Annotated in this window: 13 protein-coding genes; 2 read left to right on the top strand and 11 right to left on the bottom strand. The window is 54.3% G+C overall.

The annotated features are described in order from the left end of the window. The 6 genes from IKE44_RS03085 to sppA form a co-directional block, all read right to left on the bottom strand. On the bottom strand, positions 1 to 690 hold a 690-nt coding region (locus IKE44_RS03085; RefSeq protein WP_287464982.1), incomplete at its 3' end, for a class I SAM-dependent methyltransferase. Positions 691 to 808: 118 nt separating this feature from the next. Further along, positions 809 to 1,309 carry a thiol peroxidase gene (gene tpx, locus IKE44_RS03080; RefSeq protein WP_033014480.1) on the bottom strand — a complete coding sequence of 167 codons (501 nt, stop codon included), beginning with the start codon at positions 1,307 to 1,309 and terminating at the stop codon, positions 809 to 811. Between the two features lie 151 nt (positions 1,310 to 1,460). Next, a complete protein-coding gene (ytfJ, locus tag IKE44_RS03075; RefSeq protein WP_033014481.1) occupies positions 1,461 to 1,922 on the bottom strand; it encodes a GerW family sporulation protein in 462 nt (153 codons plus the stop codon). An 11-nt stretch (positions 1,923 to 1,933) separates the two neighbouring features. Then, positions 1,934 to 2,623, bottom strand: coding sequence for a DUF2953 domain-containing protein (locus tag IKE44_RS03070; RefSeq protein ID WP_033014483.1), 690 nt, complete (start codon positions 2,621 to 2,623; stop codon positions 1,934 to 1,936). A 99-nt stretch (positions 2,624 to 2,722) separates the two neighbouring features. Beyond that, complete coding sequence (locus IKE44_RS03065) at positions 2,723 to 3,175, bottom strand: RDD family protein (RefSeq protein WP_231107660.1); 453 nt, start codon at positions 3,173 to 3,175, stop codon at positions 2,723 to 2,725. A 31-nt stretch (positions 3,176 to 3,206) separates the two neighbouring features. Next, complete coding sequence (gene sppA / locus IKE44_RS03060; RefSeq protein WP_033014486.1) at positions 3,207 to 4,214, bottom strand: signal peptide peptidase SppA; 1,008 nt, start codon at positions 4,212 to 4,214, stop codon at positions 3,207 to 3,209. A 110-nt stretch (positions 4,215 to 4,324) separates the two neighbouring features. Between sppA and IKE44_RS03055 the strand changes: the two genes are divergently transcribed. Next, a complete protein-coding gene (locus IKE44_RS03055) occupies positions 4,325 to 5,128 on the top strand; it encodes an NAD kinase (RefSeq protein ID WP_033014487.1) in 804 nt (267 codons plus the stop codon). Positions 5,129 to 5,291: 163 nt separating this feature from the next. Here IKE44_RS03055 and mbcS read toward each other — a convergent pair whose 3' ends face one another. The 5 genes from mbcS to ezrA form a co-directional block, all read right to left on the bottom strand. Further along, on the bottom strand, positions 5,292 to 6,884 hold the full coding sequence (gene mbcS, locus IKE44_RS03050; RefSeq protein WP_287464979.1) for an acyl-CoA synthetase MbcS: 1,593 nt from the start codon (positions 6,882 to 6,884) through the stop codon (positions 5,292 to 5,294). A 137-nt stretch (positions 6,885 to 7,021) separates the two neighbouring features. Further along, complete coding sequence (locus tag IKE44_RS03045) at positions 7,022 to 7,222, bottom strand: alpha/beta-type small acid-soluble spore protein (protein WP_033014490.1); 201 nt, start codon at positions 7,220 to 7,222, stop codon at positions 7,022 to 7,024. 81 nt (positions 7,223 to 7,303) lie between these two features. After that, positions 7,304 to 8,509, bottom strand: coding sequence for a tRNA uracil 4-sulfurtransferase ThiI (gene thiI, locus IKE44_RS03040; RefSeq protein ID WP_033014580.1), 1,206 nt, complete (start codon positions 8,507 to 8,509; stop codon positions 7,304 to 7,306). 4 nt (positions 8,510 to 8,513) lie between these two features. Further along, positions 8,514 to 9,659: a cysteine desulfurase family protein gene (locus tag IKE44_RS03035; RefSeq protein WP_033014582.1), complete on the bottom strand. Its 1,146-nt coding sequence runs from the start codon at positions 9,657 to 9,659 to the stop codon at positions 8,514 to 8,516. A gap of 378 nt (positions 9,660 to 10,037) precedes the next feature. After that, positions 10,038 to 11,741, bottom strand: a complete 1,704-nt coding sequence (gene ezrA / locus IKE44_RS03030; RefSeq protein WP_033014492.1) for a septation ring formation regulator EzrA — start codon at positions 11,739 to 11,741, stop codon at positions 10,038 to 10,040. Positions 11,742 to 11,933: 192 nt separating this feature from the next. Here ezrA and hisJ point away from each other — a divergent pair, with 192 nt between their 5' ends. After that, complete coding sequence (hisJ, locus tag IKE44_RS03025) at positions 11,934 to 12,731, top strand: histidinol-phosphatase HisJ (RefSeq protein WP_287464977.1); 798 nt, start codon at positions 11,934 to 11,936, stop codon at positions 12,729 to 12,731. The last annotated feature ends 165 nt before the right edge of the window (positions 12,732 to 12,896 follow it).

The following is a 12,896-nucleotide window of genomic DNA, read 5'->3' as shown; positions in this document are numbered from 1 at the left end:
TTTTGTATAGCGCAAGCTTTGCTCGATCAGCAAATGATGCGCATACGACCGCCCTTCTTTCGCTTTTAACACAAAGCGGCTAGCATTGGCGTCATCCGGGTAGTAGCCGACCGGCAAATCGCAGACAACGACATCGGCCGGTTCGACGAACAAAGGGCGCAGGCTGTCCTGGTTAAACAGCTGCACCGGGTGCTGCTGCAAGTTGGCATTGACATATGCGAGTTTGACGAGCAGATCGTCAACGTCGACGCCGTAGCTTTTCGCCTGCCGGCCGCCGAGCCCGTTTAACACGGCTGTAAGCAAATTGGCCGTACCGACGGCCGGGTCCAGAATCGTTAGCGCCAAATGCGGGCGCGTGAACTGCCGGACGAGGTAGGCCAAAAACACACTGACCGCATCCGGCGTCATTTGGTGGTTCGGCTGGACGTGCTGGCGCATCCCTTTTAAGACGGCAAGCTGAAACGCCTTGCGAATGTGCTCGTTCTGAAACTGTTCGAGCCCCAATTCGCGATATTGCTTTTTCAACCGTTTCGCGTTCAGCTCGCTCACCTCATCTTGCAGCACGTCGCCGTGAAACAAATTTTCCCCTGTTTCCGCGACAGCTTCCAAATACGTGCATTGCAGCTCCTCCTGCAAAATGCGGGCCGTGTCATCCAAGACGGCAAACAGCCGCTCAACGGGTGTCATCATGCGTGCGTCCCCCTTTCTGCCCATGTCCCTTCTATATATTGTACGTCCGTCCGCCCCGCCCCGCAAGGCAAACAGCGGCCAAAACGAAACGGCCCCGAACGGATCGGAGCCGTTTTCCTTATTTCGCCGCTTTCGCCGCTTCAATCGCTGCTTCGTAGTTCGGATGGTTCGTCACTTCCGGCACGTATTCGACGTATGTGACCGTGTCGTTGCTATCGATGACAAACACGGCGCGGGCAAGCAGGCGAAGTTCTTTGATCAGGACGCCGTACGCTTGTCCAAATGAGACGTCGCGATGGTCGGACAACACTTCAACGTTTTCGATGCCAGCGGCGCCGCACCACCGTTTTTGCGCAAACGGCAAATCCACGCTGATCGTCAGCACTTTCACGTTGTCAAGCTTCGACGCTTCCTCGTTAAACCGGCGCGTCTGCGCGTCACAAACACCGGTGTCAAGCGACGGCACGACGCTAATGAGGCGGACATGCCCCTTCGTATCGGCGAGCGTCACTTCCTGCAAATTTTGGTTCAACACGGTGAAGTCCGGCGCTTTGTCGCCGACTTTCACTTCGTTGCCGACGAGCGTGACCGGATTGCCTTTAAACGTCACTTGAGCCATGGCTTCTCCCCCTTAGGAAAAAATATGTACCATCTCCATAGTAAAACGAAAAGGCGGCGTTTACAATCGTTTTACTCGCCGCATCGCCCCTTTCGCCTGCAGCCCGCCAAAACAAAGCGCTGGACGAAACCCGATCCAGCGCCAAGCCCGGCTAAATGTCAAAATCGTTCGCGGTGGAAGACGCGCCGTCTTTTTTGTTTTTCTTCAACATCGCCTGGATTTTTTCGATGGCTTGTGGGGCGAGATCGAGAATTTTTTCGTATAAATGCGTGCTTTCATCTAGATGGAGAAGTTTGACACCCGATGAGTTGACGACGAGAAACGCGATCGGGGTGATCGACACGCCGCCGCCGCTGCCGCCGCCAAACGGGTGCCCGTTCCCCTGTTGCTGCCCGTTTTGCCCGTTCGTTTGCGCCCCTTGACCGTTTGTCTGGCCGTCAAGCATAAATTCGCTGCCGCCGGCCGCAAACCCGAACCCGACCTTCGACACCGTTAAAATGACGCTGCCATCCGGCGTCTCGACCGGATCGCCGATAATCGTGTTGACGTCGATCATTTGTTTTAAATTTTCCATCGCGGTTGTCATAAGCCCTTGGATCGGATGGTTCGTCATCATCATTCCTCCTAATAGCCTTCATTTGCCTGTCGCGCAGCGGAAAGGCTGCGCTTTGGCGGACGCCGCCTGCGCCACTGTTTGATGACGCGCAATCCTGCTACCATAGCATGCCCGATTCGGAAATGAAACATACATAAAAACGACGTTTCCGAGACGGCTCGGTCGTACACGGGAACGATCGCAATCACCGGGGTCGTTTTCATGTTCATGTACCGTCTCGCCGCTCCGATAATAGCGTATTTCAACGACCAGCCAAGCCCGACGAGCAGCCCGGTCGATGCCGCATCACCCGTTCCGATGTTTGTCTTCCATTCCCATTTGGTAATCGTCACATGGCGATAAAATTGTTTCATAATTTCATGAAAATCGATGACGTGCTCCAAAAACTGTTTTGCTTCGCGAAAAAAGTCGGCGATTTTTTTCGGCGTCCATTTTCCTTTCTTTTCTTCCTTGCCGCGCGTCTCCCCCATCCCTTTTTTGTGGATGAACGCCACCCCGGGCGCTTCCGATTCGGTTTCCAGCTTGATGAGCGGAATGTGAATCGTGTAGCGGATGAGGCCAAACAGCGTGTGCACCACAATTTTGTATTCATCATCGTCCTGCCGATGGCGAAACACAACCGTCACGGAAAGTTTCATGAAGGCGGCAAGAAGGAACAACACCATAACGGCTATGGCGACTATGATTACGACTTTCAAGGCCCGTCCTCCCTTTCACCATATCATTGTCGCCATATGGAAAAAAAATAAACCTGCCGCATGGCAGGTGAACAACGCCGTTTGCCCCGCAAAAGCCGGCTACTCGCGGATGACGATCGTATCGGCAAACTGGTCGTGCATTCCTTTTTTCTTTTCCGAAAAGGCGACAAACAAAAAGCCGACAAACAGCAATGTTTTGCTGATGAATTTGCCGATGACTTCGCGAAACAACACGGTCAGCCAGGTGAGCGGCCCTCCTTGTTCGTCGACGACTTTTAAACCGAACACCATCTTGCCGAGTGTCTGCCCGAACGCTTTCGTCATCAGCACAAAGTAGGCGTAAAAAACGACCGCCGCCGCCACCGAGGCCGGCGCAAACAACCCGTCCCGCTCAAGCGGCCAATCGAATAGGCGGAAAAGCGGCCAAACGACAAGCCGGTTGAGGCTCGAGACAACAATGACATCAAGGCAATACGCCCAAAAGCGAAGCCAAAACCCGCCGTAGCGGGGAGCGGGGGCCGCCGCATCACAGATGGACGCCGGCAGCGCCATCGATTGTGTGTCCTCCATTTCTTGATCCCCCCTATTCGGCGTACAAGTACATAAGCCGCGGCGAGGATGGGCGCGACAACAGGCGGATGAGCCCGGCCGCCTCGCTGTCCGGCTTTATCTGGTTCGACACCATCTCAAAGAGAGAGCTCCACGGCGCATCGTTCACGTATTTTACGACTTGAGCGCCGGTTAAATGATGCTCTTTTTTGAGCGCAGCGATCACGTCATCCAAGTAGCCGAACTCGTCGACAAGGTGGAGCGCCTTCGCCTGTCGCCCGTCATAAATGCGGCCGTCCGCCAGCTTGCGCACCGTGTCTTCCGGCAGCTTTCTCCCTTTGGCTACCACATCCACAAACGCATCATACGAATCATTGATCAGCCGCTGCAAAATCTCCCGTTCCGCTTCGGTCATTTTGCGCGCCGGATTCATGATGTCTTTGTACGGCCCGCTTTTGATCGTGACAAGCTCCACGCCGTACTTCTTTGCCAGCCCTTCATAGTTGACGCTTTGCATGATGACGCCGATGGAGCCGGTGATCGTCTCCGGGCTGGCGAAAATTTTATCGCCGGCCGCTGCGATATAGTAACCGCCCGAGGCGGCCATGGTCCCCATCGATACATAAATCGGCTTGTTCGTCTTCTTTTTCAGCTTCATCAGCTGATCGTAAATTTCCGCGCTTTCCGCGACACCGCCGCCCGGCGAATTAATGCGCAAGATAATCGCTTTGACGTCTTGATCCTCTTTCGCCTGTTTGATCATTTGCAAAAACGTTTGGTGATTGTACTGTGATGAGGAAAGAAACAACTCCGCTTCCCCCGCATCTTGAATCACTCCGTTCACTTCCAACACTGCGATTTTTTTCAACGGGTCGCCCTCGGCGATGACTTCTTCGCTAAATGGCGACTCCATGAGCGCCAGCCACCTTTCCGACCAGCCGCCCGCCTTGTCGGACAAAAGAACGCCAACCGCCTGAACAAGCACGGAGATCACAAACAAGGCGGCGGCGATGGCCAACGCCGTCCATCGTTTTCGATTCATCATCTTCCCCCCTTTGCATCGGCTGCCATATTTTTAGAATCGTGGCAAACGTGGTACAATATTCATTGTACATCGGTTCAAGATTCGACGCTACTAGGAGGATGCAAAATATGGATACCGAACGCAACCGCCTTTATTTTTTTTATAAGCGCGACGATGAACTCGTCCGGCGAGTGAAGCCGCTCATCGAACGGGCTGAGCGCGGGCCGTTTGTCGTTGTCGACGACTATCGGGAAGCGAACATCATTGTCAGCATCGGCGACGACGGCGCATTTTTGCAGGCGGTCCGGCAGACGGGATTTCTTCCTGACCGTTTGTACGTCGGCGTGTCCGTCTTGCCGGCGCGCGGGTTTTACTGCGATTTCCATATTGACGACATCGATCATATGGTGGAAGCGGCGAAAAATTGGAAACTCGAAGTGCGGCGCTACCCAATCATCGAAGTGACGATCGACGGCGCGGCTTCGTTTTTCTGCTTAAACGAATGTTCGATCCGCTCGCAAATCATTAAAACGATGGCGGTCGACGTGTTCATCGACGATTTGCATTTTGAGACGTTCCGCGGCGACGGCATTATCGTCTCGACGCCGACCGGCAGCACCGGCTACAATAAATCGGTGCACGGAGCGGTCGTCGATCCGCTCTTGCCGTGCTTTCAAGTGAGCGAACTCGCCTCGCTCAACAGCAACCGCTATCGGACGCTCGGCTCGCCGTTCATTTTGAGCGGCTCGCGGACGTTGACGCTGAAAATGTTGGAAGAAACAAGCCATTTTCCTATCATCGGCCTCGACAATGAAGCGCTCAGCATCCAGCATATTGAGCGGATTGACATTCGTTTAAGCGACCGGGTGGTCAAAACGGTGCGCCTAAAAGACAATTCGTTCTGGGATAAAGTGAAACGCGTCTTTTTGTGAAGCGTGTGTCTGTTCTCCCGGCGAAACACCGGATCTAAAATGGCGAATCCGTTCGACGCGCATGCGGCAAGAGGGTGTCTCGCAACGAGACACCCTCTTGTTTGGTCGCCGCGCGGACATCGCTCCGCTTCTGGCAACGGCCAGCTCAACCGGCTCTTTCTACTTACGACGACCGGCCGACAAGGCGGGCTTCCCGCTCGCGCAGCTCGACGCGGCGGATTTTTCTGGACGCCGTTTTCGGCAAATCGTCGACAAACTCGATTTTGCGCGGGTATTTGTACGGCGCCGTCAACTGTTTCACATGTTCTTGCAGGGCCGGAATCAGAGACGAATCGTCTTTGTCGACCCCGTCGCGCAGCACGACAAACGCTTTGACAACATGGCCGCGCACTTCATCTGGACTGGCGACAACGACGCACTCTTTTACGGATGGGTGCTTGACAAGCGCGTCTTCGACTTCAAACGGGCCGATCGTATAACCGGCGCTGATGATGATGTCATCCCCGCGGCCTTCAAACCAGAAATAGCCGTCTTCGTCTTTGCGCGCTTTGTCTCCTGTAATGTAGTAGTCGCCGCGGAACTGCATCGCTGTCCGCTCCAGATCTTTGTAATAATACTTAAACAGCGCCGGCGTCTCGATATGGACGGCGATGTCGCCGACTTGTCCGGGCGGGCACGGCTCGCCGTTTTCATCGATAATTTCGACGCGGTTGCCTGGCGTCGGTTTCCCCATCGAACCCGGCTTGATGGGCATTCCTTTCATGACGCCGACCAGCAGCGTGTTTTCTGTCTGGCCGTAGCCGTCTCGCACTTCGACGCCGAAATGCTTGGCAAACGTGTCGATCACTTCGCGGTTGAGCGGCTCTCCGGCGGACACGGCGCTGTGCAAATGAGATAGATGATAGCGGCCGATGTCCGGCACTTTCGCCATCAAACGATACTCGGTCGGCGTGCAGCACAGCACATTGATGTTGTATTTTTCCAATAGCTGTAAATATTTTTCCGGCTCAAAGCGGCCGTAATAGACAAAGCCGGTCACCCCTGAGCCGAGCACCGATAAAAACGGGCTCCAAATCCATTTTTGCCATCCCGGTCCGGCCGTCGCCCAAACGAGGTCGCCTTCTTCAATGCACAGCCAGTTTTTCGCAGCCGTGCGCAAGTGGGCGTACGCCCAACCATGGCAATGGACGACCCCTTTCGGATTGCCGGTCGTGCCGGATGTGTACGACAAAAACGCCATATCATCGCGCGAGGTATCCGCCGCCTCAAGCGTTTCGCTCTCTTTGGCCATGGCGTCTTCAAGCGGAATCCATCCGTCTCGGGGTTCCCCGATGACGAACTTCGTCAAACGTTCGATGCCGTCAATCGGCGCAAATTCGTCCGTATACGGCGCATAAGCGACAACCGCCTTCGCTTCGCTATGGACGAGCCGATATTGCAAATCCTTTGTCCGCAGCATCTCCGAGCTTGGGATGACGACAAGCCCGGCTTTGAGCGCCCCTATATACACTTCGTATGTTTCAATGAGGCGCGGCATCATGACGAGCACTTTATCGCCTTTTTCGAGCCCACGCGATAAGAAAGCGTTTCCAATCTGGTTGGCGCGCGCCATCAAGCGGCCGTATGTAATCTCTTTCGTTTCGCCTTGCTCGCTCTCCCATTTCAACGCGATCCGATCCGGGCCGGCGGCCGCATGCCGTTCCATTTCCGATGTTAAATTGTAGCGCTCGGGAGCAATCAAGTCTTCCCGCCTCATCGTTCCTCTCCCCCTCTGTCTTGTTTCGCCTTGGTCGGCATCTTTATTATACAAAATAGCCGTTCTATTTTGAATACCGTTTTTCTCATATGAAAGCGGCGGGAAATGCCCCCGCCGCGTAAGCCATCATTATGAAATTAGAATTGGCGTGCGCCGCCCAATTGTTGCTGCGCCATGGCAACGAGGCGTTTCGTGATCTCTCCGCCGACCGAACCGTTGGCGCGGGAAGTCGTGTCAGCGCCTAAGTTGACGCCAAATTCTTGGGCGATTTCGTATTTCATTTGTTCGAGCGCTTGTTGGGCACCCGGAACAAGCAATTGATTGTTGTTGCGTGCCATCTGTTTTCACCTCCTTGTACCTATAGAATGTGTGAAAACAGATGGCGATATGCAGCGATGCTTTTTGGTAAATTTTGAAATTCAAAACAGCTCGGCAAACTCATCGCCCTGCCCTGTTTCTTCATCAATGACGAGCGTTTCTGTGTCATTGACTGCCTTTTCCAGAAGCGGAGCGAGGTCGAGCTGGCTCTCATAATGGAACACTTTTTCTTTTTTTGGCTTCGTTTTCGGCGCTCTTGGCGTAAAAATGGTGCAACAGTCTTCATACGGAAGAATGGAAATATCATGTGTGCCGATTTGCTTCGCCAGCTCGATAATTTCAAGTTTATCCATCGAAACAAGCGGGCGCAAAATCGGGGTATTGGTCACCTCATTGATCACGTACATGCTTTCTAGCGTCTGGCTCGCGACTTGGCCGAGGCTTTCGCCTGTGACAATCGCCAACGCCCGCTGGCGGCGGCGCAGCGCGTCGGTGATCCTAAGCATCGCCCGCCGAGTGGAAATGAGCGAGTACTCGTTCGGAACTCCTTGATAAATGGCTTGCTGCACTTCCGTAAACGGCACGATGTGAAGCTTGATTCTCCCGCCGTATGTCGTCAACTTGCGCACGAGGTCAATCACTTTTTGCTTCGCCCGTTCGCTTGTAAACGGCGGGCTGAAAAAGTGGACGGCCTCGATTTCCAAACCGCGCTTCATCGCCAAATAACCAGCAACCGGGCTGTCGATGCCGCCGGAGAGCATGAGCATCGCCTTGCCGCTCGTTCCGACCGGCAGGCCGCCGGCGCCGAAAATGTCGCGGCACGTGACATATGTCCCGTCTTGGCGCACTTCAATGCGCACGTCAATATCCGGCTCGCGCACGTTGACCCTAAGCCCGTCCGTCTGCCGCAAAATATGCGCCCCCACCTCGTAGTTCAGCTCGTCGCTTCGATACGGAAACTGCTTATCGACGCGGCGGGCGCTCACTTTAAACGTTTTTCCTTTGTATGGGAGCTGGCGGACGGCGGCGAGCGCCGTATCCTTAATGGCGTCCAGATCGTTTTCGCACTTCATCGCCAGGCTGAACGAATGAATGCCAAAAACGGTTTTCAGCTTTTCGATAATCGGTTCATGCGGCTCGCCGTTTAATAAAATGTACATTCGGTCACGCATATATTCAATCTGAATCCGCTCGAACGCCTGCAGTTTGCGGGCAATGTTGTTTTTAAGACGCCGGACGAAGATGTTCCGATTTTTTCCTTTCGTCGTCATTTCTCCGTAGCGGATCAAAATGCGGTCATAGTTCATCATCTTATTCCGTTACCTCGCTTAATGTTTTGATCGCCTGCTTGATGGCTGCCACCGCCGGCGCGATTTCTTCCCGGCTGTTGTCAAACGACAAGCTGATGCGAATGCCGCGCTCGGCTCGGTCTTCACCAAGCCCCATGGCCAAAAGCGTCTTGCTCGGCGCCTTTTTTTTCGATGAACAGGCTGACGTCGTCGAAACGTATATTCCTCTTTTTTCCAGTTCGTGAACAAACACTTCCGGCTTCACGCCGCGCTTTAACGAAAAGTTGATGATATGAGGAGCGGCGCCATCGCGCGGCGTGTTGATCTCGATGTCTGGAATCGCCAAGAGCGCTTCAAGCCACTCGTCTTTCAATGCTTGAAGCCGGCCGATGTCCCGCTCGTAGCGCTCGAGCGCCAAGCGAAGCGCCTTCGCCATCGCGACGATGGCGGCGACATTTTCCGTTCCGGACCGAAGCTGCCGCTCCTGCCCGCCGCCGGCAATCAACGGCGCCAAGCGGACGCCTTCACGGACATAAAGCAAGCCGGCGCCGCGCAATCCGTGAAATTTATGCGCCGATATCGTGCATAAATCGACACCGGCTTGCTTCAAGTCGAGCGGCACTTTGCTGATCCCTTGCACCCGATCGACGTGAAACAATGTTTTCGGATAGCGGGACAAGAGGGCGCCGATTTCTTCGATCGGCTGCACCGTGCCAACTTCGTTATTGACGTGCATGACCGACACGAGAATCGTATCGTCGCGCAGCGCGCGTTCCACTTGCTCAACCGATACCCTTCCTTCGCGGTCGACCGGCAAGTACGTCACCTCAAAACCAAGCTCCTCAAGCTGGCGGCACGGTTCAGCGACAGACGGATGCTCGATTTTCGTCGTAATGATATGCCGGCCGCGCCGCTGATATTGCCAGGCGACCCCTTTGATGGCGAAATTGTTCGCCTCCGTTCCGCCGGAGGTAAAAACGATTTCGTTCGGCTTAACGCGCAGCATGGCGGCGATTTGTTCACGCGCCTGCGCCAAAAGCCGCTCCGCCTTCATGCCCAGCCCATGGAGCGACGACGGATTGGCAAAATAGTTCGTTGCGACGGCGACGAACGAATCGATCACCTCGGGAAATGGTTTGGTCGTCGCACTGTTGTCAAGATAAATCATCGCTTCCATCCTCCGCTCATTGTCGGCAAAATATCGCTGTACATCGTCCATCTTAACCAAAACAGGCGCCAATCGACAACGAAAACACACCGTCATTTACATTATTCACCAAAAACCCATTGAACAATCTTCCACCTGCGCGAAGAGGTGGGAGATTCTTGGTAACACCCGCCCCACGGCAGGCTGTCAGCCAAGCCATCCCCGTGCGTCCCACGGTTTGGCTGCCTTACGAAGACAGCAAACGAAGCCCCTCATTCAAGATATTCCGGGCGGCGTTCTTGTTTGAGGGAAGAGGCAGAAAAGCTTGTGTTCAGCCATATGATTCTGTGTTTTTTAGGTAAAATAATGGATAATCAATACTCGTGATCGAGTGGTTTATCACTGTTCGCGGCTGTTATCCTCCTGCCATAATTTCTGCACACGGTCAAACGCGCCCGGCTCGACTTCTTCAACGGCCGCCACCGCCTGCCGGAGCGCCTCCTCATAATCATAATGGCGAAATAAAAATTCGGCTTCTTCCAGCCCTTTGCGGACCGCTGGATAGCGGCGGCGGTAGCGGTTGCCGTATTGAATCGTCCGCTCCGCCAGCGTCGCCTGTTCGATCATTTCCACCGTCCGCTCATACAACCGTTCCACAGCCGCTTTCGCCTCCTCCAACGCTTGGTCGACCGCCGGCATGTCAAGCGGCTTTTCTTCAAGACGCGCGGCAACGGCTTGCAAGCTGCGTCTCGCTTCCGCCAATTCAAGCGCATACGGTTCAGGCAGCCCCGGCAGCCGGCTTTTTTGCACAAGGCGGAGCGCCTCGGCCAATGTTTTTCTCATGCCGTCAAGCTTTTCGCGGGCGATCAATTCGTCTTTGCGCAGCGTCTGCAGCATCGTTCGAAACTGTTCATGCTCTTCCTTCATGAGGTCGATCTGAGACACAAGCTGCTCAAGCTCCTCTTTCAGGAGCGAATACGCTGTTTTCGCCTCGGCAACGCGGTCTTGAATGAGAAAAAACCGCTTTTGCAACTGGTGCAGCTGCTTTTCGATGCTCCGGTACTTTTCGAGGTCGCTTGGCGCCAAATGGTAGCTTTGCTGGACGAACAGCGCCTCGGCCTCGGTTTCCTTCGCCTCGGCGGCGAGCTCCTGAAGCATGCCGCTGAGGCGCGGCATTTCCGTTTGCACATATTGATGCGCGAGCACTTCGTTTTCGAGCAAATCGTAGAGCGCGTCGATCTCTTCTTTCAGCTCAGCGACAATCTGCTTCGCTTCTTCGATGCGCAGCTCATGGATCATGGCCAGACATTGCTCGATTTTTTCCCGTTTTTCCTGAAGCGTGCGCTCCATGTGCAAATGGTCAAGGATGTATCCGCGCTCTTCCATCTCTCGATAGCCATCAGCCAACTCAGCGAGCTGAGCTGGCAACGACGTTTGGCATTCGCCAAGAAGTTTAGGAATATCTTCCATCATGGCTGTGAGCCGGCCGAGCTCTTCCTTCAGTGTCAGAACCACATCGCGCGCCGCCAAATAGTTGCCGGCTTCCGTCAATTCGGCAAACCGCTGAAACTGCTTTTCCGCTTCCGTTAAACGGACGTCAAGCAAGTCGGCAGCCGAACCGAACGTATAACGGTAAGCAAGCAGCGTCTTTTTCGCTTCCCGGTGAGCCGCACGCAGCTCCTCGATCTCCGCCCGGCTTTGTTCCTCGCTGCCGATCAACTCATTCACTTCATGAATGATTTCATGCACTTCTTCCTCAAGACGACGCAATCCGTCGGCGATCTGCCCAAGCAGCCGGCGCGCCTGCCGGTAGCGGTATTTGTCGAGCAGCCGCTCCGCGTCAAACAGCTGTTCTTCCACATTCGGCAGCTTCACTGCCACAATGTCGTCCCATTGCTGGCGCCATCGTTCAAACAGCTGCTCCGTCTCCCCTGTCATATTCAGCTGTTTCACTTTCGCCAGCTCATCCGGTACCGGCCGGTTCATCAAGTTGATTTTCCATTCCTCGAGCCGATCGATTTCCCGGTACATCCGCTTTCGGTACACATGATTATATATGATTGCCCCCGATCCGAGGAGCAGAACGATCCATGCCATTCCCATCCGCTGATGCCCTCCTTGCATTCAAGCTACTTCTATCGAACAAACGAAAATAGCGGGGAAGACAAAAATATATGTTTTTCAATGTTTTTATGATACCATGTTAACGACATTTTTTGACCAAAATTTTTATTTTTTTTACAAGAATCTTCACTATTTTTTCTATGATACATGAAGAAAGGAGGAAAATCGATCATGCGCGACGGGCATATTCATACGCCGTTTTGTCCGCACGGAAGCCGAGATCCGCTTGAGGCCTATGTAGAGCGCGCGATCGAACTGGGCTATACCGACATTTCCTTTACGGAGCATGCCCCGCTTCCTGAGCGGTTTATCGATCCAACGCCCAACCAGGACTGTTCGATGAAGCTTAGCCAGCTTGAGCGCTATTTGCACGCCGTCGCTGAGGTGAAAGCCCGCTACCGAAACGACATTGCCATCCGTGTCGGGCTCGAAGTCGATTTTATTCCTGGCTTTGAGGAAGAAACAACCCGCCTGCTCGACGAGGTCGGCCCGCTGCTTGACGACAGCATTTTATCGGTTCACTTTTTGGCCTACGAAGGGCAATATGTATGCCTTGATTACAGCGAAGATATGTTCGCCGACATCGTCCGCTTGTTCGGATCGGTCGAACGCGTCCACCGCGCCTACTACGAAACAGTGCTGCAATCGATCCGCACGGAGCTTGGCCGCTACAAACCGAGACGTATCGGCCATATGACGCTTGTGCGCAAGTTCCAACGCCGTTTCCCATGCTTGGAACCAATGGATGAGTGGATTGTTTCCATTCTCGATGACATCAAGCAGTTCGGCTATGAATTGGACTACAACGGCGCCGGCGCCGCCAAACCACTCTGCCTTGAGCCGTATCCGCCGGGCGGCGTGATCGCCGAGGCGCGGCGGCGGGGCATCCCAATCGTCTACGGATCCGACGCCCATCGCGCCGCCGACTTGCACCAAGGACGGGAGAGGATGGACCGCGAGGCGGTGTGAGTAAAATATTTGTGGGTGACGTTCCGGAATGATTCCCCGACGAGGGTTGCGAACTTTTGTTCGCGACGCTCGTCGGGGCCACCAAGCGAAGCGCGGTAGAAAAAAGCAAATGTCATGCAAAAAGGACTCTCTCCCTGCTATGATGGTGATGACCAACATCCATAA

The organism is Geobacillus sp., from assembly GCF_017515625.1.
Lineage (GTDB): Bacteria > Bacillota > Bacilli > Bacillales > Anoxybacillaceae > Geobacillus > Geobacillus stearothermophilus.
Note: the sequence above shows the minus strand (reverse complement) of the source record. Positions and strands in the feature narration are given on the sequence as shown.